Source organism: Hymenobacter sp. BT188 (assembly GCF_014333585.1).
Taxonomy (GTDB): Bacteria; Bacteroidota; Bacteroidia; order Cytophagales; family Hymenobacteraceae; genus Hymenobacter.
Genome location: NZ_JACSCW010000001.1, coordinates 813,333 through 833,774, shown reverse-complemented (window position 1 = coordinate 833,774; position 20,442 = coordinate 813,333). Strand labels below are relative to the sequence as shown.

Genomic DNA, 20,442 nt, shown 5'->3' with positions numbered 1-20,442 from the left:
TTAAACCGCAGACGCTTCTTGAGGCTTCGTCTCATACCGTTGAACGGCAACACGGATGCGGGATGCCAAACCGTATAGATCATCCAGTGAGCTAATATCGACTCGCTCTCCTCCTTCTACATCGAAAAGCGTGACGTATTTCTTACTGCCGTTGAAATGCAAGCGACAAATTGGCTTCCGGTTATTATCGTCTAACAGAATACCGCAGTAAGATTGTACGTCCCGCATTATTACCCGATTTACAGGTATCGTTTTGCGCAGAATAGCTCGTACGATCATGAAGCCTTCTGCTTCTTCCATTGTGGTATCAATGCCTTTATCAACAGGCTCAACACTCATTGGATCCATAGTTACTGTTGGCAACGGTGCAGCTGGTACCTCTGGCGTCAACAAGCTCTGGCCGCTAGTATCGACCATAGCTGAGCGCAGCCGCATCGTGATTTTGTCGTTCAAAAACTGATGAAATGAACGATGCACTAGCGCCGCAAATTGCTCCTTGAGCTTAGGCGTTAATACACCATCGTACACTTGCTTTGATACGAAGTGAATAAAGTCGTTAGAAGGCTGAGTGAACTGCTCGTCAAAATACTTTTTGAAAGCCCGCATGTACTTGAGATTGTACGCAGCAAAAAGCATGTCCTCAAGATTGAACGATGATTTGCTCAGCTTTTTGAGTTCGGCGACATCATTTTCCTGAAAGTTGAATAAATCAAATTCCATGAAGGGCCGCTCATCCATCTTATTGGCCTGCTCCAAATCAGTGAATAGCCGATAAGTAATTCCGTTCGTGAGCACTGCGATACGTGCTTCCGTTACATGGAAATACCGAAACAGTTGGCTTGCATGATTGATGCTTAAATCGCTGCCAGCATGTTTGCACTCAAATAAAATAATTGGCTTACCGTCACGCATGATGGCATAATCAATCTTCTCACCCTTTTTAGTGCCGATATCACAGATAAACTCAGGCACTACTTCTGTAGGGTCGAATACATTGTAGCCAAGAGCATTAATAAACGGCATTATCAGCGCGTTTTTCGTTGCTTCTTCTGTCTGAATATGACTGATTTGCTTTTGCGCCCGAGACGCCAGATTGGTAAGTTGGTCAATAAGCTCCATAGATGGGGATTAGTAGATATAAGGTTCCTAAATGTAACCGCTATATATAGAAACACAATAATATCCTCGCAAAGGTGACCATTGTGTTTTTCGAAGCCATTGACCCCAAGCAAAATGGCTACCGCTTGCTAATCTTATTCATTGAAATAGAGCGTTGCTGATTACTCTTGAACCCGTCCATATCATCGGCCCGAAGCGCGAGATGCTTGGTGCTGCGGCCAGCCATTCGTTTGCGCCACATTTTGAACGATGAGAGCTTCATCGTCTTTCGCATCAGGGCAATTACATCTTTCTCCGCCAAGCCAAACTGCGCTTCGATGGCTTCGAAAGGTGTCCGGTCTTCCCAGCCCATTTCAATAATGCGGTCCACGTCGGCGGCGGTGAGGGCTTGGGGGGCTTTTTCTTCGTTTTTCATAAGGAATACTTGGCTCCATTAGATTCTAGTAGCTAAGCACTCTAACAACAACAAAGCCCCGCTTGTGGGCGAGGCTTTGTTGATTTAAACTAGTTTCTACAGCGACTTCGTAACTGGGGCGGCGGCTGGCGCTGGAGCAGCTTTTACGGCGGCGGTTTTTGTGTCTTTCTTCATGCAGCAGGCGGCGGTGCCTTTCTCGGGCATGTTGCAGGTTTTGGCGGCACTTTTCTTAGACTTCTTCTCGTCTTTGCCCTCGTGGGCAGTAGCAGTTCCAACGAAAGCAAATAGGGCGAGGGCCAGCAGGGCGTTTTTCATATTCGGGGAAGAAGCAAAAAGTGAGGAAACAAAACCTGGCGGGGCATGGTTGGCTTGGCTACGCCTTACTATCAATTGCTCGCCGCTTCGAATGTACGCATGGTGGCTGAATGTGCCAAGTGCGCTGCTGCGCCGTTTAGACTATTTCCTTCGAATGCCCCTTCGCAAAATAAGTTACCTCACGCTGCTGGTGCTGACCCTTATATCAGCCCTGAGCGTGTATTACGTGGCCCAGCTGCGCTTTAACTACAATTTTAACGACTTCTACCCCGCCGGCGACCCCGACCTGGACTACTACGAGCAGTACTCCAAGCGCTTCGGCAACGACAACGACTACGTGCTCATCGGCTTGGAAGCACCGGCCGACGGGAGCGTGTTCAACGCGCTGTTTCTGGCCCGCGTCGATTCGTTTACGCGCTTTGCCCAGCGCCAGCGCTACGTGGAGCAGGTCACCTCCCCTACTACCCTCACTAACCCGGTGGTGGAAGGCCTGGGGGTGTTCAATATTCCGTATCTACACCTCGATGAGCCAACGCGCCTGCCTGCCGATTCAGCCATTATTTATCAGACGCCGGGCCTCGTAGGCAACCTATTTGCCGCCAATGGTAAGGCTGTCACAGTAATGCTTCAGACTGCGCCCGACCTAAAAAAGCCCCCTGGCGATTCGCTGATGACCAGCCTCACGACCCGGCTTGCCCAGCTAGGCTTCGCCGAAAGCGATTATCATATGGCCGGTAAGCTGGTAGCCCAATCGGTGTTTGTGGATCGGTTGCAGCGGGAGATGATCCTGTTTATGAGCCTGTCGGTGTTGTTGGTCACGGGGCTGCTGTGGTTCACGTTTCGGACGTGGTGGGGCGTGGTACTGCCGCTGGTAGTAGTGCTGGGGGCCATTTTGTGGGGCCTGGGGCTAATGTCGGCCTGCGGGGTGAGCATCGATTTGATGACAGCCCTACTGCCGGTTATCATGTTCACGGTGGGCATGTCCGATACCATTCACTTTATCACGCGCTACGTGACGGAGCTGGGTTACGGAGCCACCAAGAACAACGCCCTGCGCACTACCATCCGCGAGTCAGGCTTTGGCTCGGGCCTCTCGGCGCTGACCACCAGCATCGGTTTTTTTACGCTGATGACCAGCTCTATTCGGCCCATTCACAACTTTGGGCTGTTCACGGGTATTTCGGTGTTGCTGGCTTTTGTACTGACTTTCACGCTGTTGCCGGCCCTGCTCCTGCTGTTGCGCAAGCCTCAGTTGCGCGTACCGCGCCAGCACGGCCACGACTGGGATGGTGTGCTGGGCCGCCTGTTTCGCTGGGTGCTGGTGCGGCGGCGGCTGGTGTTGTCTCTTGGGGGGCTAATTATTGCCGGCTCCATCGCCTCAGCCATGCAGGTGCGCATCAATTCGGCATTGCTCGATGATTTATCAGAAGGCGACCCAGTGCGTCAGGACTTCGGATTTTTCGAGCAAAACTTCGCCGGGGTGCGGCCTTTCGAGCTGGATCTTAAACCGGCGAACGGCGGTACTATTTACGACTTGGCCGTGCTGCGCCAGATTGAGCGCGTCGAAACCTATTTGCATCAGGACTATGGCTTAAACTTCGTGGCCTCACCTGTCACGATTGTAAAATCGGTGCGCAAGGCGCTGAACGGCGGCGACGTGGCGGAGTATCGTTTGCCCGAATCGGAAGCAGAACTGCGCCGCATTGTGGCCAAAGTGAAGCTGTTTCGCAAGAAGCCAGAGTTTCGCTCTCTGGTACAGCCCGACGCTAGCGAAGGCCGCCTCACAGGCCGCATGTCTGACATCGGCAGTATTCGCGCCGACGCGGCCAATGCTAAGCTGCGCACCTTTCTGGCCCAGAATATCGACTCTAATATCCTTCAAACCCGCCTCACTGGCTCGGCCAACCTCATCGACAAAAACAACGAAAACCTCACCCGCGACATGATTGTGGGCATGAGCATTGACGTGGTCATGGTCACGCTGATTGTGCTGGCGCTGTTTCGCAGTCTGCGCATGACGGCCGTGGTGCTGGTGCCCAACCTCGTTCCCATCATCGTGGTAGCGGGCGTGATGGGGCTTGCCGGAGTGAATATGAAGGTGAGCACCAGCATCATTTTCACCATTGCCTTTGGTATTGCCGTCGATGATACTATTCACTTTATCAGCAAGTTAAAGCTAACATTACAGCAAGAGCCTAACCTGTTTAGGGCGGTGCGCCGCACGTATCTGATGGCCGGCAAAGCCGTAATTGTCACTTCCACAATCCTGGTGGGGGGCTTTTCTACGCTGATTTTCTCCTCCTTCGACGGCACCTTTTACGTGGGCTTGCTCATCGGCCTGACGCTGCTCTTCGGGGTTGTGGCCGAGCTAACCCTGCTGCCCCTGCTGATTCTGTACTTCTACAAGCATCGGCCCAAGGAAATCAGGCAGCCAGTGGCGGCGCTGGGGGGCTAATTTGGGCATAATAACGGAAGCTATTGGCCTTACAAACTAGACGGCGCATTTCGCCGTTAAAGTGGCATATGAGTATGAGAAGGTCTTTATTTTTCTTAATAATGTTGGTGTTTGTTGGCGTACCTGTCGCGCTAGCCCAGCAAGGCACTGCCGCCAATGACCCATTGCTGCGCGAGATTCGGGAACGGGAGCAACTGATGCGCGCTTACGAGCAAACCAGCGCCCAGCGCAATGGGCTGTTTGGAAAAAAAGCCTCCAAAAAAGACCTCAACCAAGTAAATGCGGCCCTACGCCGGATTATTCGCAAAGACACTGAGATTCTGAAGGCCGTGAAACAGCGCACCCTGCCCAAACTAGCGCAGGTTGAGGTGGCCCGCGTTAAGGCCGAAACGAAGGCCGTAGAGGCTAATAATGGGCAGTATAAGGCCCTGGAGAACCAGATTGAGGAGCTGCAAATCAGGGAGATGGCGCGCGAGAAGCTGGAAGTAGAGCGTGAAACCCGCCTGCTGATTGCCCAGGCCGCTGCCGCCGAAGCCGAGCAGGTTCGCACCAGACACGAGATGATAGCCATCGGCTTAGCATTACTCTGCGCGGGACTACTCGGCTACATACTGTGGCAGCGGCGCCGTCGGAGTCAGATTCATCCGTTGCCCGTTCCGTTTCAGCACCGTAGCCGGCCGCTAATTGAGTAACAAGAAGCTGTTGTTACTTTGCCGTATGAAACTACGCTTGCTTTCCGGATTTTTCCTGCTGACTACCTTCTTTGCCACGGCTCAAACGCCTGAATCTGTTCAGGTTGCGGAGCCCAGCCCAGTTACCCGCCTGATTCAGGAGCGGGAGCTGCTGGTGCGCCAGTATGAAGAAGCCAACGCGCGGCGCAATAGCTTATTCGGTAATCAACCATCCAAAAAAGACCTACAGGAAGTAGTAGAAGCCTTGAAAGGCATCATCCGCAAGGACACCGAAATCGTGCAGGCCGTGAAGAACGATGCCCTGCGCCGCACCGCCAACATCGTGGCCGAAAAGCAGCAGGCGCAACAGCAGATCACCGTTGCCAAAACCGACCAATCGAGCACCCAGCAGCGTTTTTACGACCTAGAAAACCAGATTCAAAACCTGGAGATGCGCGACAAGCAACGCGAAAAGAAGCTCCTTGATGCGCAAGCCGCCGCCAAAGAAGCCGAACAAGACCGCACCAGCCGAGAAATGCTGGCTGTAGCCTTGGCTCTGCTCAGCGCTGGTCTCCTCTTCTACATTTTCCGCCTGCGCCAGCGCATTCCCGCCCGTCGCGCCCGCCGCTAGATTTGCCCCTAGTATTCGCGGCAGCCGTGGTGCCCGTTATTCCTCCTGTCATCCTGACGAAGGAAGGACCTTATCACCCACGAACGACATGGTTAGGAGTGATAAGGTCCTTCGTCAGGATGACAACGGTTAGTTTTCTACTAATCAGAAGCGAATAGACGTCTCAATATTTCAATTATTCAATTTAAAAAAGCCCCCCAGCGGCTCTAATATGCTTATTCCGGCTGCGCAATACCTGACGTACGCCGAAGCCGTGGAGCTGTATAATCAGTTCAGGGAGGCAGACATAGGGGCGCTAGTCAAATCCTGCGGGCCGCCTTCTCTACCCTTCGGCGAAGGATTGTACTATCAACTATTGATCGAGGAAGACGATGCCCTCGCCGCCCACCAAATTGTAGTATCCTTTGAACAGCGGCGCGCGATGCCGACTCCACTTCGGTGTTCGCGCTGCGGCTCCATTAGTACCATGCCTGTGCTCCGGCTGGCTTGGTGGAAACGGCTGTTTTATGCGGGCACAAAGCTCTACTCGTGTGAGGAGTGTGGAAAGGAATTTTCGGGATAATTTAAATGCTGGTTGGTCGCGATAAATACACGAGTATTGCCGGAAGGCCCGATCATTTTGCCTGCTCTATGAAGTTAACCCTGACCCTGCTTTCGCTACTGCTTTCTATGACTTTGCACGCGCAAACGCGCCCCGCCAAAACTACTCTGTTTGATACTGGCTGGCGCTTTCATCGCGGCGGCGCGCAAGGTGCCGAAAAGCCCAGTTTCGACGACAAACAGTGGCGTACCCTCGACCTGCCCCACGACTGGAGCATCGAAGATGTGCCGGGCACTGCCTCGCCCTTCAACCCCAATGCCATCAGTCAAGCCAATGGCGGCTTCACTATGGGCGGCACCGGCTGGTATCGCAAAACCTTCGTGCTGCCAGCTACTCAAAAAGGCCAACGCATTCAGCTTCAGTTTGATGGCGTGTACATGAACTCCCAGGTTTGGCTGAACGGCAAGCTTTTGGGCTCCCACCCGTATGGCTACACCAGCTTTTGGTACGACGTGACCGATAAAGTGCAGTTTGGGGCCGATAACATACTGGCCGTACAGGTAAGAAACGAGGGCGAGAACAGCCGATGGTACTCAGGATCTGGTATTTATCGTCACGTCTGGCTTACGGTGCAGCCCCCGGTACACGTAGGTCAATGGGGCACATACATTACCACCCCGAAAATAACGACGACAGATGCCCAGGTAAAAGCCCAGACCAAAGTAGCGAACGAAAGTGGCCAATCTGCCCAAATAAGGCTGATTACTTATCTGCGCAACCCCCAAGGCAAGGAAGTAGCCCGCACCGAATCGAAGCAAAGCGTGGCGGCTGGTGCTACAGCTACTATTGTACAGTCATTGGCTGTGAAGTCTCCGGAAAGGTGGGCGGTCGAGAAGCCAGCCCTTTACACCGCCCTGACGGAAATTTACCAGGGCCAGCAACTGATAGATCAGGCAGAAACACCGTTTGGTATTCGCTCCATTTCGTTTGATGCCCAACATGGCTTCCGCCTCAACGGGCAGACGCTGAAGCTTAAAGGCGGCTGCATTCACCACGATAATGGCCCCCTGGGCGCCCGCGCCTACGACCGGGCCGAGGAACGCAAAATTGAGTTGCTGAAAGCGAGCGGTTACAACGCCATTCGCTGCTCTCACAATCCGCCCTCACCTGCCCTGCTCGACGCCTGCGACCGGCTGGGCATGCTCGTCATCGACGAAGCGTTTGACATGTGGCGCCACGGCAAAAACCCCTACGATTATCACCTGTATTTCGACCAGTGGTGGCAAAAAGATGTGGCTAGTATGGTGCAGCGCGACCGCAACCACCCATCCATTATTCTGTGGAGCCTTGGCAATGAAATACCGGAGCGCGGCACGGCGGAAGGCGTAAAAACCGCCCGCCAACTAGCCGATTACATTCGTACCATGGATACTACCCGGCTTATAACGGCGGGTGTCAATGGCCTCAGCCCCGACAAAGACCCCTACTTTGCCGCCCTCGATGTGGCCGGCTACAACTACGCTGCTGGCGGCGACCACCATAAAGCAGCTATCTATGCCGACGACCACGCACGCCTCCCCAAGCGCGTGATGTATGGCTCGGAGTCCTATCCGCTAGAAGCCTTTGGCAGCTGGATGGATGTGCTAGATCACCCGTACGTGGTCGGCGACTTCGTCTGGACCGCCGTCGATTATATCGGCGAGGCTAGTATCGGCTGGCTGGGCTACTGGCAATACCAAAGCTTCTACCCTTGGAACCTGGCCTTCTGCGGCGACATCGACATTTGCGGCTGGAAACGGCCTCAATCATATTACCGCGACGCGCTATGGAAAGAGAATCAGGTGTCGCTTTTTGTAAAGCCCCCCACGCCCTCTTTCCCTTTGAATCCAAACCAAAAAGAAGAGTGGAGCAAGTGGGAATGGCACGACGTGTTAGCCGACTGGACGTGGCCCGGCCAGGAAAACAAGCCGCTGACCGTGGAGGTGTATTCATCATGTGAGCAGGTCGAGCTATTCCTGAATGACAAGAGCCTCGGCGTGAAGCCCACCACCCGCGCCACCAAGTTTGTGGCCACCTGGAGCGTGCCGTATCAGCCTGGTGAGCTAAAAGCCATCGGCCGCACTGGCAATAAGGAAGGAAGTACGGCCACGCTAAAATCGGCCGACAAACCCGTTCGGCTCACCCTCACTCCTGACCGCCAAACAATCAAAGCCAACGGCCAGGATCTGAGCTACATTACTGTAGAGCTAGTAGACGGCAGAGGTGTTCGGCACCCCAAAACAGAGAATGCACTGAAGTTTAAGCTAAGCGGTCCTGGTACTATTGTCGGAGTCGGAAACGCCAATCCTGTCAGTGTAGAAAGCTACCAGCGCCCCCAGCGCAACGCCTGCCAAGGACGGGCTTTGGTTATTGTTAAATCAAGCGAGCAGGCTGGGAAGATTACGCTGCGGGCTATTGCTGATGGTTTGCCGACGGCGGAGGTAACTATTGCAGCGGAGTAACTTCTTTGTTTGCTGGCGCTAACTCATGTTTAGCGCATATTAATTACCCTTAAAAATCCTTTCCATCTTCAGCCACCATTTCTCCGTTTTCGTTGTTACCAACGATCTATCCAATCCCGATTCCTTTGTCTGAACAACATATCCTCACCGACCCTTACGCGCTGGAAAAAGAGCTGCGCAAGGTGCAGGCCCTGCTGAAGCTGGAGCAGCAGGAAGACCTGGAGCAATTCAAAATCAAGAGTGCCAAAACGACCATCGCCGAGCGCCAGCACCGTGGCCTCACGTGGTATCCAGTTACTATAACCAAGGAAGAAATTGGCTTTGGCGGCAAGCTGGTGCTGGAGCTGGAGCGTCCGGCCAGCCAGAGCAGCCTGCACTTATTTCAGGTGGGCCGCAACGCCGCCCTCTTCGGCAATATTCCTAACCGTTCCGGCTCCGACCGCCCCACGCTCAACGGCGTGATTACGGCCGTGCGCCGCAACAAAATCCTGCTGGCCACTACCAAAGAAGACCTACCCGACTGGGTTGACGAAGGTAAGCTGGGCGTGGATCTGACCTTTGACGAGGTCAGCTACCGCGAAATGGACTACGCCCTAGGCAAAGTCATGGGCGCTTACGAGAACCGCTTGGCGGAGCTGCGCGATGTGCTGCTGGGGGGCAAATTAGCCCGCTTCAAGCCCGATGCCGAAGCTACGCTGTACTATCCGAGTCCGTTGAACGAGTCGCAGCTGGCCGCCGTGCGGCATGTGCTGGCTGCTCAGGATGTGGCGATTATTCACGGGCCTCCCGGCACCGGTAAAACCACTACGTTGGTGCAGGCCATCATCGAAACCATCCGGCGCGAGCGGCGGGTGCTGGTGTGCGCCCCCTCCAATACGGCCGTGGATTTGCTCACTGAAAAGCTGGCTGAACGCGGCGTAAACGTCATTCGCATGGGTAACCCCTCGCGCGTGTCCGATTTGCTGTTGGAGCATACGCTCGATGCTCAGATTATGAATCACAAGAGCTATTCGGAGCTAAAATCGATGCGGCAGACAGCCGAGCAATACCGCGAGATGGCTGGCAAGTTCAAGCGGCATTTCGGTTGGGAAGAGCGCGAGCAGCGCCGCATGCTGAAAGAGCAGGCCCACCAGTTGTTGCAGGAGTCGGATCAGCTGGAGCGCTACATCACGGAGGATTTGCTGGACAAAGTGCAGGTAATCACTTGTACACTGGTGGGCGCCGGCAACCGCGCCATCCGCCACCTCACCTACGAAACCGTCTTTATCGACGAAGCTGCTCAGGCGTTGGAGCCCGGCTGCTGGATTCCGATTACCCGCGCCAATCGCGTGGTGCTGGCCGGCGACCACTGCCAATTGCCCCCCACGGTAAAAAGTGAGCAAGCTGCCCGCGATGGTCTGCGTGAAACCCTGTTCGAGAAGTGCATTCAGCGCCAGCCCGACGTGGCTCGCATGCTGGAAGTGCAATACCGTATGCACGAGCAGATTATGGCCTTTAGCTCGGCCCAGTTCTACGACAACAAGCTGGTAGCGCACTCCACCGTCCGCCACGCCGACCTGCCCGACTATGACCTCCGCTTCGCCCCCGACATGGCCGTGGAGTTTCTGGACACGGCTGGTTTTGGCTTCCAGGAAATGGGCATCGCCGAAAGCCGCTCCGTAGCCAACCCCGAAGAAGCCGACCTACTCTTACGTCGCCTGACTGAGTTGCTGGCTGCCTACGTGCCCGATGATCACCTGGAAGATTTGCTCACGGTAGGCGTAATTGCCCCCTATCGCTCCCAGATTAACTACTTGAAGGATAAGGTGGAAGAAACCCCTGAGCTAGCCGAGATGACCACTCACCGCCTGCTTACCGTAGGCACCGTGGATGCTTTCCAAGGCCAGGAGCGCGACATCATCTGCGTATCGATGACGCGCTCCAACTCGGCCGGCGACATCGGCTTCCTCTCCGACATCCGCCGTATGAACGTGGGCATGACCCGCGCCCGCCGCAAGCTCCTCATCGTGGGCGATTCCAGTACGCTGGGGCGGCACCCGTTCTATAAGGACTTTCTAGATTATGTGGAGAGTATTGGCGCGTACCGGACGGCCTGGGAAATGCAGTAGGGGCCTCACCCCCCGGCCCCCTCTCCTAAGGGCGAGGGGGCCGGGGGGTGAGGCCCCTACTGCAAGTCAATCACCGACATAGTGTGCGGAGCGTCTGACTTCGTGTTCACGAAGTTCTTCTCCGGTTTATCGAAGTTGGTCACGTAAAGGCGCTTGCCGTTGAGGAGCACTTCGGCGGGTTGGTCGAGGAGACCATTGGCGCCGTTGGTATCGCCATTTTTAGCCAGAGTAGTTACGGAGTTGTTTTTCAGGTTAATGACTTGAATAGCGTTTTCGCGGGAGTTGCAGACGTATATTTTGTCAGTAGCACGGTCGATGACGAGGCCATCGACGCAGGTAATTTTCTCACCTTTAAGCTGCATAGCTTCTTTCTTGGCCAGCGTACCATCGGGCTTTAGCGTCATTTTATACATAGTGCCGTCGCCGAAGGAGCCGGTGTAGAAGTCGCCGCGGCTGTCGTAGTCGAGGCCATCGGCACCATTGTCCACGCCGGTTTCGTTGACTTTGGTGGTAAAGGTGGCCAGCACGTGCGGGTCCATGGTTTTGGGCTTCAGGTGCACGACGCCCTTGTTTAGCTCATCGAGTGTGAAGACCAGCACGGCGCTGCCTTTGTTGTCGTTGGGCATGTCCCACTGGCTATCGGTCACATAAATCTTGTTGCCATTCCAGACCACGGCATTGGCTAGGGCAAAGTTGTCGACCACCGTTTCCACGGCGCCGGGCTTGCCGTTTTCCACCACCACCCGCATCAGCCGCGATTTGAAGTTCTTGCTATTTTCGTACTGATTTTCGGCGTAGTAAAGGTTGCCATCGGGCCCAAAGGCCAGGTCCATGGGGGCCGCTTTCTTGGTGGTGGGCTCGGGGGGCAAAGTGGTCAGGTAGGGCTGAATACTGGTATCCGTCATTTCCATCAGCACGGCTGGGTAGTAGTTGTTGGCCAGGTTGGGCACCGAGAGGATAATGCTGCCGTTGGGGGCCAAAGCCATGCCGTCGGGGGTGTTGTGGGCTTCGTCGAGGGTGTGCAGCAGCTTGGGATTACCCACTTTAGCGACAGTATCGGCTACTGCGGGCGCGGTGGCGGCAGAGTCGTTTGGAGTTGCGGAGGTTCTTTCTGAGTCGGTGCTGCTAGTGTTAGATTGGCAGCTGGCCAGTAAAGTGCCGCTGGCGAGCAGCACTGTAAGCAGATTGGTTTTCATAGTGGTCAGTTGAGGCGGTTGGCTTCGGATAAGATTACTGACAAGACTAACGGCCTACTAACAAACTCGTTTGTGTGGGGGGGCAAATTTTTACTTACCCAAAACCTCTCCGGCTGGGTTGCAGTATCACCTATGGAGCGCGGGCATTAGGAGTCATTTCCGTAACTAGCCGCTCGAAACCCATTTCCAACCCACATTCCAGGACGCACAAGTCCCCTTGCAGTATGGCTCAAATCAGCGAAAACAAAGTCGTTACCATCACCTACGACCTGAGCGTGACGGACGAAAACAACGAAAAAGTATTGGTCGAATCAGCGGAGGCGGATAGCCCCATGGTGTTTCTATTCGGCAAAAGCGGCTTGCCCGAAGAGTTTGAGAACCAGCTGGATGGCAAGCAGGCCGGCGACTCGTTCAACTTCTCCCTCACTCCCGAGCAAGCCTACGGCGACTACGATCAGCAAGCCGTGGTAAGCATCCCCAAGCAGGTATTCGAAGTTGATGGCCAGATAGACGAGGAAATGCTTCAGGAAGGAAACTTCCTACCCATGTCCGACAACGAAGGCCACCAGATGCAAGGCAAAGTGGTGTCCATCGGCGACACAGAAGTACAAATGGACTTCAACCATCCCCTGGCCGGTATGGTCATGCACTTCGACGGCCAAGTAGCCGCCGTCCGCGACGCGACACAGGAAGAGCTAGCCCACGGCCACGTGCATGGCGAAGGTGGGCATCAGCATTAAGGATTACTTTTTGTTTTGAATGAGAAACGGGGCTTTAGGGCCCCGTTTTTTATAATACTAATTTTAAATGGTCCCATTTCAGGGAAGCCTATAGAAGGGTTTATTCTCTTTTTATAACCTGTTCGATTACTATTCTATCTAGATACTGCTGAATTTCATACCATTTTTTAAATCCAAATAGAGTGAGTACAAATCCTATGCTTACTAAAAGTCCCTCAAAGATTCTGTAAGTGAATACTTTCTCTGCATTTAAAGCCATCAAATCTACTTTAGTGCTGTATTTTACTACTTCAATACTCGAAACCATCATCTCATCATACCGCTTTTCATCTAACATACGCTGATACTGTAAAATACTATCTGCGATTCTCAAGTTGGATTGAATTCTAGCTATAATAGTATCTCTCTTGTGTTCGCTCATTGCTATTTGGGATAAGGGCAGATCTTTAGAAAGTTCTTCCATAGCTTTCACACCTTCCGAAAACTCAGTGCTATCCTTTATCATCCTTTGCTTTATTCTTCTATCCTTCACTTCCAGAATTTTTGAGTCTCCTTCTAGTTCAATTAGAGTTTTCTCTACTTCATATATTTGGTCTTCAATATAAATTGGCCCACCAAACATTATAATGAGGCCTGCAATAGCTAAGAACTTATAGAAACTGTCTGTTGGCAAGCTTGTGATATCCATACTTTGGTTATTATGCTCTTTTTATAATGTGGCCAAGTAAATTAACAATAGACAGTATTACTCTAGCATAACATTCCCTACAGCCCCTCGCAGTTCCGGCCAGAACTCCCGGAAATCGGCTTCATACGCAGGCAGCTCTGCCAGAAACGCGGCGGCTCCGGTAGCTAGAATTTCAGCGCTGGGTACGCGGCGGCTCAGGCCGAGCAGGGCGCGTTCCAGGCCTTGGGGGCGAGCATAGCCAGTGAGCCAGTCGTCGCGGCGCATGTAGTGGAGAAGATGTTGGAGGCGCTCGGGCAGCTCTGTGCGGCGGGCGTGCAGCAGGGTGTAATGGCGCTGAGCGAAGGCGGATAATGGCTCCGTGGGGTCGTCGAGGTGGTAATGGGCGAAGTCGCGGGCCAGCAGGTGGTCGAAGCCAACGTCGGAGACGACGCCGGCCCACTTGCCCAGACCAGCTTCACGCAGGCGGGCGGTGGTGCGGCGCACAAGCGGGTGCGCATCGGTAAACGAGTCGATGAAGCGGTGCAGACGGATGCCGCGCTGCACGGCGGGCGGATAAGCCAGCACGCCAGCCTGTCCGCGCACAGCTTCGGCCGCGAAGTTGCCAACCACAATATCGGCGTAATCGGGTGAGCCGGGTGAGCCGGACAGCAGTAAATGAGCGAGAAAGTTCACGGGGGGCTAAAGTACGCTACGAACCGGGAAAAGCTCGACGGCTCTGAACCTTCGAGAGCACCGGCCGTATTTCTAAGCACTGATCTTAACACCACCAAAACCCTAGAAATCATGGCCGAGCAAGTAGCCGTAAGTAACGACGTAAGCAAGCTGATTGAGCGTATCAAAAACATCCGGATAGCGATGATGACCACAGCCGAGCCTAACGGCACGCTGCACAGTCGCCCAATGTACACGCAGCAGCCCGATGAGGATGGCACGCTGTGGTTTTTCACCGAGCGCGACTCCGCCAAAATCGACGAGGTGCAGCAGGATCGTCATATCAACCTAGGCTATTCCAAGCCCGACGACAACCTGTACGTGTCTATTTCCGGTATTGCCAGCGTGGTAAACGACCGTCAAAAAATCAAAGACTTGTGGTCTGAAGGCCTGCGCGCCTGGTTTCCAAAGGGCTCTGATGATCCAAATATTTCCCTGCTCAAAGTTGATATTGAGCGTGGTGAGTATTGGGACCAGCCCAGCAACGTGCTGGTGCGCGCGTTCGGCTACGTAAAAGCGGTGACTACCGGCGAGCGGTACCAGCCTACCGGCGACGAGCATACGAAAGTAAATCCCTAAACGTGCTTTTCTGAGCCATGCGAGAGGGCCGGAAGCAATTCCGGCCCTTTTTTGTTGCTAACTAGTTTCACGGCTACACAATTTCTTTGACCGTCATGCAGAGCGAAAGCGAAGCATCTCGCATGCTGATGTTGCCACACTAACTGTCATGCTGAGCTTGTTGAAGCATCTCTACTAGTAAGTATAATCAACGTTATTGCAACGAAGCAGGAGAGATGCTTCGGCAAGCTCAGCATGACCGCCTTTTGAAATGGATTACTAACCTCTCATCAGCACGCGAGATGCTTCGGCAAGCTCAGCATGACGGCCTGATGGTGTTATAGTTGTGCATCTTTACTTTCGATTTTGAACACTGCTTCCTTGACCCCTACCCCACTCACTACCATTTCATTATTCGGCTTAGCGCCGGGCCAGGCGCGCTGGGGTTTAGCCCAGATGGGCACTTCTCAGGCTCCGCTGCGCAAGGTAGCGGGGCTGCGGTTTTTCAAGCTGCTGGGTAGCGGGGCCGATAACGGGTTCGGACTGCGACCGAATCTGCATCTGTATGGGATGATGGCGGTCTGGGAATCTGAAGCGGCGGCAGCGACCTTTTTTGCGGCGCACCCGCTTTGGGCGGAGTATCAGCGGCGCAGTCGGGAAGTCTGGACGGCGCATCTGGCTCCGATCAAAGCGCATGGGCTTTGGGATGGCACTAATCCGTTTGACTACGCCGCAGAAATGCCCCCCAGCGACGGGCCGATAGCCGTGCTTACCCGCGCTTCCATTCGCTGGTGGAAAACGCCGCGCTTCTGGAAGTTTGTGGCGCCTACCAGCGCCGCTATTGCAGGCGCGCAGGGTGTATTAGCCGCCGTGGGGCTGGGTGAACTACCGGTGGTGCGGCAGGCTACATTCAGCATCTGGGAGTCGGCCCAGGCCATGCAGCAGTACGCCTACCGCGACGAGAAGCATAAGGAAGTTATTCGGCTGACGCGGCAGGAAAAATGGTACGTAGAGGAGCTGTTTGCGCGGTTTCGGGTACTGAGCAGCGAAGGCACCTGGGGGGGCAAAAATCCTCTTCACTCTGTATTCCAATAATATTGTGGGGCGGCGGGTGCCAACTGACCGCGCCTGATTTCCGTACTTGCGGCCTTATGATGCGACGTTTACTAGTAGCCGCTGGCTTGAGCGGGGGGCTTTTATTGGGCCTGAATCAGCGGGTGTATGCCCAGGGCGAGGCGGATGAAAAGCCTGTGCGCTTTAATGGCATGGAGTTCCGTTCCCCCGACTCCCTCTTCTTTATTAACTTCCGCTTTCGGATGCAAAACCGGGCGGGCTTCGTCACCCGCTCAGGCACTGATCTTGGCGTAAGGGAGTACGATGCGCGAGTGCGCCGGTTGCGCTTGCGGGCTGATGGCTATGTATTACGCGAACGGCTGGGCTATAGCTTACAACTTGCTTTCTCGCGCGCTGACCAGGATTTTGAAGCTTCCGGCATTGCCAACATTGTGCGGGACGCGGTAATTTTCTACAACTTTAGCCCCAATTTCTACGTGGCATTTGGGCTCAACAAACTGCCCGGCAACCGGCAGCGAGTTACGTCGTCGGGACAGTTGCAGTTTGCGGAGCGCTCCATTGTCAATTCGGCCCTGACTATCGACCGTGACTTTGGTGTCAAAGTGTATTTCACTCACCCCATCGGGCCGGTGGCTCTGTACTCACTGAAAGGCGCCATCACTACCGGCGAAGGTCGGAGTGCCAACGGTTCTGACCCCGGATTGGCGTACACAGGCCGCGTGGAGTACCTACCCTTTGGCGCATTCCAAGACGGCGGCGACTACTCAGAGGGCGACTTAGCCCGCGAGCCGACCCCCAAAGTATCGGTGGCGGCGGGCTACAGCTACAACCGAAGGACCACAAACACTGGCGGGCAGCTCGGCATTGACTTATATAGCCCCGTCGACCTGGGAACATTCATTTCCGATGCCATGGTGAAATACCAAGGCTGGGCGTATCTGGCCGAGTACATGCAGCGGCACAGCCCCGATCCGTTTACCTACAATTCTACCGACGATCCGCGCTATGCTTTTGTGGGCCGGGGCGTTAACCAGCAGCTTTCCTATTATTTCCCCTCGGGCTGGGAGCCAGCATTGCGTTACTCCTGGCTACAGCCCGACCAAGTGATTCGAGAGCAAGTTGATCAGCAGGAAGTGCTGGAAGTGGGCCTGACTAAATACCTACGCAAGCACCGTGTGAAAGCCCAGCTGAATGCCAGCTACCAGCCCGCGCGCGGCAACTGGGACCTCGATGCTCCCGGCAACCGCTGGGGCGGCGTATTTCAGTTTGAGCTAGGTATTTAAGCACACAATAACCTCGCTGCAGGTCGTACCGAGCAAAGCAAAGTGCGCTTAAAACGTCTGTCATCACCTACCCCATACTATTTGTCATCCTGAGCAGAGCGAAGGACCTTATAACAGTTGAACAAGTCGTTGTTAAGCTAGTCGTTCTTCGGTGAGAAGGTCCTTCGCTCTGCTCAGGATGACAAACGGAAGAGATAAGAGTGGCGGAGCGGTAGAGATACTTTGATAAGCAAGTTCTAGATTCAGCAAGACCAAACCAAAAATCCCAACCAGCCGCTTAAAAAGCCCCCCAGAGCCGGCGAAGCGTGCCTTGTGGTCAAGCTAGGCTATTTATCAAGGCGCCGCGCGGCTTTTTGCGTAATTTCGCCTGTTCAGAACAGCCTAAACTCCTGCTAATGCCCGCGTATCGTCCCGAGGAAATTGAAAAAAAGTGGCAAGCCCACTGGAAAACGCATAAAACGTTTGAGGTCAGCAACAGCTCCGACAAGCCCAAGTACTACGTGCTGGATATGTTCCCGTACCCCAGCGGCGCGGGCCTGCACGTAGGGCACCCGCTAGGCTACATTGCCTCCGATATTGTGTCGCGCTTCAAGCGCTTGCAGGGCTTCAACGTGCTGCATCCCATGGGTTTCGACTCGTTTGGCTTGCCCGCCGAGCAGTACGCCATCCAGACCGGTCAGCACCCCGAAAAAACGACCCGCGAGAACATTCAGCGCTACATAGAGCAGCTCTCGTCGCTGGGTTTTAGCTACGACTGGAGCCGCGAAATCCGCACCTCCGACGCCAGCTACTACAAATGGACGCAGTGGATTTTCCTGAAGCTGTTCAACTCCTGGTATAACCTCGACACCAACCGCGCCGAGAACATCCGCACGTTGCAGGATATTTTCGGCACCCAAGGCAGCGCCGGAGTGCGCGCTGCTGGCGACACCGACGAGCGCCACGACTTCACGGCCGGGCAGTGGCAAATGATGACCGAGAAGCAGCGCATCGACGCAGTTCACCCCTACCGTCTGGCGTATCAGTCGGATACGTACGTGAACTGGTGCGCGGCGCTGGGCACAGTGCTCAGCAATGACGAGGTGAAAGATGGCCTCTCGGAGCGCGGCGGCTACCCCGTCGAGCGTCGCCTCATGCCCCAGTGGAACCTGCGCATCACCGCCTACGCCGACCGTTTGCTTCAGGGTCTCGATACCATTGACTGGCCCGAGCCGGTGAAGGAAATGCAGCGCAACTGGATAGGCCGCTCAGTGGGCGCCGAGGTGATGTTTCCGCTCCAAAATGCCCCCCAGCAGGGTATCAAGGTGTACACCACCCGCGTCGACACAATTTATGGGGCGACGTTTATGGTGTTAGCGCCTGAGCATGAGTTGGCCGCCCAACTCACCATGCCCGAGCAGAAAGAAGCCGTAGACGCCTACGTGCTGGCCAGCAAGCGCCGCTCGGAGCGCGACCGGATGGCCGACACCAAGACCGTATCGGGGGTATTTACCGGCAGCTATGCTACCAATCCGGTGAGTGGCGAGCCAGTGCCGGTGTGGTTGGCCGACTACGTGCTGGCTGGCTACGGCACTGGCGCCGTGATGGCCGTGCCTAGCGGCGACCAGCGCGACTACCTCTTCGCCAAGCACTTCAACCTGCCTATCATCGCCGTCACCGATGCCCAGCAGAACCTCGATCAGCAAGCCGACCCTACGAAAGAAGGTCGCTACATCAACTCTGAGCTCATCAACGGCCTCACCTTCAAAGAAGCCAACGACAAGCTCATTGCCTGGCTGGAAGAGCATAATTTGGGCAAAGGAAAGGTAAACTTCCGCCTGCGCGACGCCATTTTTGGCCGTCAGCGCTACTGGGGTGAGCCTCTCCCGATTTATTACAAGGAAGGCGTGGCCTACGGCGTGGCCGAAGCCGATTTGCCCATTGTGCTGCCTGAAATCGACGAGTACAAGCCCACCGAAACCGGCGAGCCGCCCCTGGGCCGCGCGCAGGACTGGAAGTACCGCGGCAAGTTCGACTTCGAGCTAAGCACTATGCCCGGCTGGGCCGGCTCTAGCTGGTACTACCTCCGCTACATGGACCCGCACAACGACGAGCGGTTTGTGAGCGAGGAAGCCGAGCAGTACTGGCAAACTGTTGACCTCTACATGGGCGGCGCTGAGCACGCCACTGGCCACTTGCTGTATGCCCGTTTCTGGTATCTGTTTTTGAAGGATCTGGGCCTCGTCAGCGGCAACGAGCCTTTCCAGAAGCTGATTAATCAGGGGATGATTTTGGGGCGGTCGAACTTCGTGTATCGGATTAATGGCACGAATACATTCGTTTCATTAGGTAAAAAGGATCAGTACGAAACCACTGCTTTGCACGTAGATATCAGCATCGTGGAGAATGATTTCATGAATATGGAAGCATTTCGTCGGTGGCGTCCTGACTTCGCGGATGCAGAATTTATCACCGAAGATGATGGACGCTACCTCTGCGGTTGGGAAGTTGAGAAGATGTCGAAAAACCGCTTCAACGTAGCTAATCCCGATGAGTTAATTAGTCGTTACGGTGCTGATACTTTGCGCCTTTACGAGATGTTCTTGGGGCCGCTGGAGCAGTTCAAGCCTTGGAATACTAGTGGCATGAGCGGCGTGAGCAGCTTCCTCAAGAAGCTCTGGCGTCTCTTCCATCCCGAAGATGGCCAGCTAGCCGTTACCGATGAGGCCGCGACGCCCGCCGAGTTGAAGGCTCTGCACAAAGCCATCAAAAAGGCGCAAGAAGACATTGAGCGGTTCTCGTTCAACACGTCCGTCAGCACCTTCATGATTGCCGTGAACGAGCTGACGGCCCTGAATTGCCACAAGCGCGCTATTCTGGAGCCGCTCACAGTTATTATTTCGCCCTACGCGCCTCACTTGGCGGAGGAGCTATGGGCGGAGCTAGGTCACGAGCCCGGCAGCATTACTACGGCCCAATTTCCGGTATTCGAGGAGAAATACCTCGAAGAAGCCAGCATCGACTACCCCATTTCCTTCAACGGCAAGATGCGCGGCAAAATGACCTTCGCCGCCGCTGCTGTTGCCGCTGATATTGAAAAGGAAGTGTTGGCCTCGGAGATATTCGAGAAGTTCAGCGAAGGCAAAGCGGCGAAAAAGGTAATCGTCGTACCTGGCCGAATGGTGAATGTGGTAGTGTAGGCTCACATAGGCCTCACCCCCCGGCCCCCACTCCCAAAAAGAGGGGGAGCCTGACGCCCGGCCTACGCGGCTGCGTCGGCTCGCGCCTTCGCAACCGCTATCAGCTTGACATTCGCAATGGCAAAGTAAAAAAAGCCCCCCAGAAACATTTCTGGGGGGCTTTTTTATGGATACGACTCGGTAGTCGTGCCTGAGGCGAGAGCCGAAGGTGCGACGAAGAACAACTAGCGTCAGGCTCCCCCTCTTTTTGGGAGAGG

At 54.7% G+C, this 20,442-nt stretch carries 17 protein-coding genes; 11 read left to right on the top strand and 6 right to left on the bottom strand.

From position 1 onward, the window contains the following. The 3 genes from H8B13_RS03300 to H8B13_RS03290 form a co-directional block, all read right to left on the bottom strand. A complete protein-coding gene (locus H8B13_RS03300) occupies positions 1-1,119 on the bottom strand; it encodes a type I restriction endonuclease (protein ID WP_187309379.1) in 1,119 nt (372 codons plus the stop codon). A 118-nt stretch (positions 1,120-1,237) separates the two neighbouring features. Then, on the bottom strand, positions 1,238-1,534 hold the full coding sequence (locus H8B13_RS03295; RefSeq protein WP_187309378.1) for a TIGR03643 family protein: 297 nt from the start codon (positions 1,532-1,534) through the stop codon (positions 1,238-1,240). Positions 1,535-1,630: 96 nt separating this feature from the next. Continuing rightward, positions 1,631-1,849: a hypothetical protein gene (locus tag H8B13_RS03290; RefSeq protein WP_166072391.1), complete on the bottom strand. Its 219-nt coding sequence runs from the start codon at positions 1,847-1,849 to the stop codon at positions 1,631-1,633. Between the two features lie 154 nt (positions 1,850-2,003). Between H8B13_RS03290 and H8B13_RS03285 the strand changes: the two genes are divergently transcribed. The 6 genes from H8B13_RS03285 (at position 2,004) to H8B13_RS03260 (ending at position 10,756) form a co-directional block, all read left to right on the top strand. After that, positions 2,004-4,304 carry an efflux RND transporter permease subunit gene (locus tag H8B13_RS03285; RefSeq protein WP_187309377.1) on the top strand — a complete coding sequence of 767 codons (2,301 nt, stop codon included), beginning with the start codon at positions 2,004-2,006 and terminating at the stop codon, positions 4,302-4,304. Positions 4,305-4,405: 101 nt separating this feature from the next. Next, positions 4,406-4,996 (top strand): hypothetical protein, encoded by a 591-nt coding sequence (locus H8B13_RS03280; RefSeq protein ID WP_187309376.1) that lies wholly within the window; start codon positions 4,406-4,408, stop codon positions 4,994-4,996. Positions 4,997-5,021: 25 nt separating this feature from the next. After that, the gene (locus tag H8B13_RS03275) at positions 5,022-5,606 is read left to right on the top strand and encodes a hypothetical protein (protein WP_187309375.1); all 585 of its coding nucleotides are present in this window, start codon (positions 5,022-5,024) and stop codon (positions 5,604-5,606) included. Between the two features lie 211 nt (positions 5,607-5,817). Next, the gene (locus H8B13_RS03270) at positions 5,818-6,168 is read left to right on the top strand and encodes a hypothetical protein (protein WP_187309374.1); all 351 of its coding nucleotides are present in this window, start codon (positions 5,818-5,820) and stop codon (positions 6,166-6,168) included. Positions 6,169-6,236: 68 nt separating this feature from the next. Then, on the top strand, positions 6,237-8,648 hold the full coding sequence (locus H8B13_RS03265; RefSeq protein ID WP_187309373.1) for a glycoside hydrolase family 2 TIM barrel-domain containing protein: 2,412 nt from the start codon (positions 6,237-6,239) through the stop codon (positions 8,646-8,648). A 125-nt stretch (positions 8,649-8,773) separates the two neighbouring features. Beyond that, positions 8,774-10,756, top strand: coding sequence for an AAA domain-containing protein (locus tag H8B13_RS03260; RefSeq protein WP_187309372.1), 1,983 nt, complete (start codon positions 8,774-8,776; stop codon positions 10,754-10,756). A gap of 56 nt (positions 10,757-10,812) precedes the next feature. Here H8B13_RS03260 and H8B13_RS03255 read toward each other — a convergent pair whose 3' ends face one another. Then, positions 10,813-11,952 carry a hypothetical protein gene (locus H8B13_RS03255; protein ID WP_187309371.1) on the bottom strand — a complete coding sequence of 380 codons (1,140 nt, stop codon included), beginning with the start codon at positions 11,950-11,952 and terminating at the stop codon, positions 10,813-10,815. Positions 11,953-12,176: 224 nt separating this feature from the next. On the opposite strand from H8B13_RS03255, the gene H8B13_RS03250 reads away from it, so the two are divergent. Next, positions 12,177-12,692: a peptidylprolyl isomerase gene (locus H8B13_RS03250; RefSeq protein ID WP_187309370.1), complete on the top strand. Its 516-nt coding sequence runs from the start codon at positions 12,177-12,179 to the stop codon at positions 12,690-12,692. A 100-nt stretch (positions 12,693-12,792) separates the two neighbouring features. On the opposite strand, the gene H8B13_RS03245 is transcribed toward H8B13_RS03250, so the two are convergent. Both H8B13_RS03245 and H8B13_RS21490 read right to left on the bottom strand, forming a co-directional pair. Further along, positions 12,793-13,380, bottom strand: a complete 588-nt coding sequence (locus tag H8B13_RS03245; RefSeq protein WP_187309369.1) for a hypothetical protein — start codon at positions 13,378-13,380, stop codon at positions 12,793-12,795. A gap of 57 nt (positions 13,381-13,437) precedes the next feature. Continuing rightward, a complete protein-coding gene (locus H8B13_RS21490; RefSeq protein WP_187309368.1) occupies positions 13,438-14,052 on the bottom strand; it encodes an ACP phosphodiesterase in 615 nt (204 codons plus the stop codon). Here H8B13_RS21490 and H8B13_RS03235 point away from each other — a divergent pair. The 4 genes from H8B13_RS03235 (at position 14,035) to leuS (ending at position 20,185) form a co-directional block, all read left to right on the top strand. Further along, positions 14,035-14,670 carry a pyridoxamine 5'-phosphate oxidase family protein gene (locus H8B13_RS03235; protein WP_261990208.1) on the top strand — a complete coding sequence of 212 codons (636 nt, stop codon included), beginning with the start codon at positions 14,035-14,037 and terminating at the stop codon, positions 14,668-14,670. The two genes, H8B13_RS21490 and H8B13_RS03235, sit on opposite strands and share 18 nt — an antisense overlap. Positions 14,671-15,030: 360 nt before the next feature. Beyond that, positions 15,031-15,744 (top strand): spheroidene monooxygenase, encoded by a 714-nt coding sequence (locus H8B13_RS03230; protein ID WP_261990207.1) that lies wholly within the window; start codon positions 15,031-15,033, stop codon positions 15,742-15,744. A 56-nt stretch (positions 15,745-15,800) separates the two neighbouring features. Further along, positions 15,801-17,006: a porin gene (locus H8B13_RS03225; protein WP_187309367.1), complete on the top strand. Its 1,206-nt coding sequence runs from the start codon at positions 15,801-15,803 to the stop codon at positions 17,004-17,006. Positions 17,007-17,401: 395 nt separating this feature from the next. After that, positions 17,402-20,185, top strand: coding sequence for a leucine--tRNA ligase (leuS, locus tag H8B13_RS03220; protein ID WP_187309366.1), 2,784 nt, complete (start codon positions 17,402-17,404; stop codon positions 20,183-20,185). The last annotated feature ends 257 nt before the right edge of the window (positions 20,186-20,442 follow it).

Bases quoted from the DNA above. Each gene is read 5' to 3' on its own strand.
- H8B13_RS03300 (WP_187309379.1), bottom strand. From the start codon at position 1,119: ATGGAGCTTATTGACCAACTTACCAATCTGGCGTCTCGGGCGCAAAAG.
- H8B13_RS03295 (WP_187309378.1), bottom strand. From the start codon at position 1,534: ATGAAAAACGAAGAAAAAGCCCCCCAAGCCCTCACCGCCGCCGACGTG.
- H8B13_RS03290 (WP_166072391.1), bottom strand. From the start codon at position 1,849: ATGAAAAACGCCCTGCTGGCCCTCGCCCTATTTGCTTTCGTTGGAACT.
- H8B13_RS03285 (WP_187309377.1), top strand. From the start codon at position 2,004: ATGCCCCTTCGCAAAATAAGTTACCTCACGCTGCTGGTGCTGACCCTT.
- H8B13_RS03280 (WP_187309376.1), top strand. From the start codon at position 4,406: ATGTTGGTGTTTGTTGGCGTACCTGTCGCGCTAGCCCAGCAAGGCACT.
- H8B13_RS03275 (WP_187309375.1), top strand. From the start codon at position 5,022: ATGAAACTACGCTTGCTTTCCGGATTTTTCCTGCTGACTACCTTCTTT.
- H8B13_RS03270 (WP_187309374.1), top strand. From the start codon at position 5,818: ATGCTTATTCCGGCTGCGCAATACCTGACGTACGCCGAAGCCGTGGAG.
- H8B13_RS03265 (WP_187309373.1), top strand. From the start codon at position 6,237: ATGAAGTTAACCCTGACCCTGCTTTCGCTACTGCTTTCTATGACTTTG.
- H8B13_RS03255 (WP_187309371.1), bottom strand. From the start codon at position 11,952: ATGAAAACCAATCTGCTTACAGTGCTGCTCGCCAGCGGCACTTTACTG.
- H8B13_RS03250 (WP_187309370.1), top strand. From the start codon at position 12,177: ATGGCTCAAATCAGCGAAAACAAAGTCGTTACCATCACCTACGACCTG.
- H8B13_RS03245 (WP_187309369.1), bottom strand. From the start codon at position 13,380: ATGGATATCACAAGCTTGCCAACAGACAGTTTCTATAAGTTCTTAGCT.
- H8B13_RS03235 (WP_261990208.1), top strand. From the start codon at position 14,035: ATGAGCGAGAAAGTTCACGGGGGGCTAAAGTACGCTACGAACCGGGAA.
- H8B13_RS03225 (WP_187309367.1), top strand. From the start codon at position 15,801: ATGATGCGACGTTTACTAGTAGCCGCTGGCTTGAGCGGGGGGCTTTTA.
- leuS (WP_187309366.1), top strand. From the start codon at position 17,402: ATGCCCGCGTATCGTCCCGAGGAAATTGAAAAAAAGTGGCAAGCCCAC.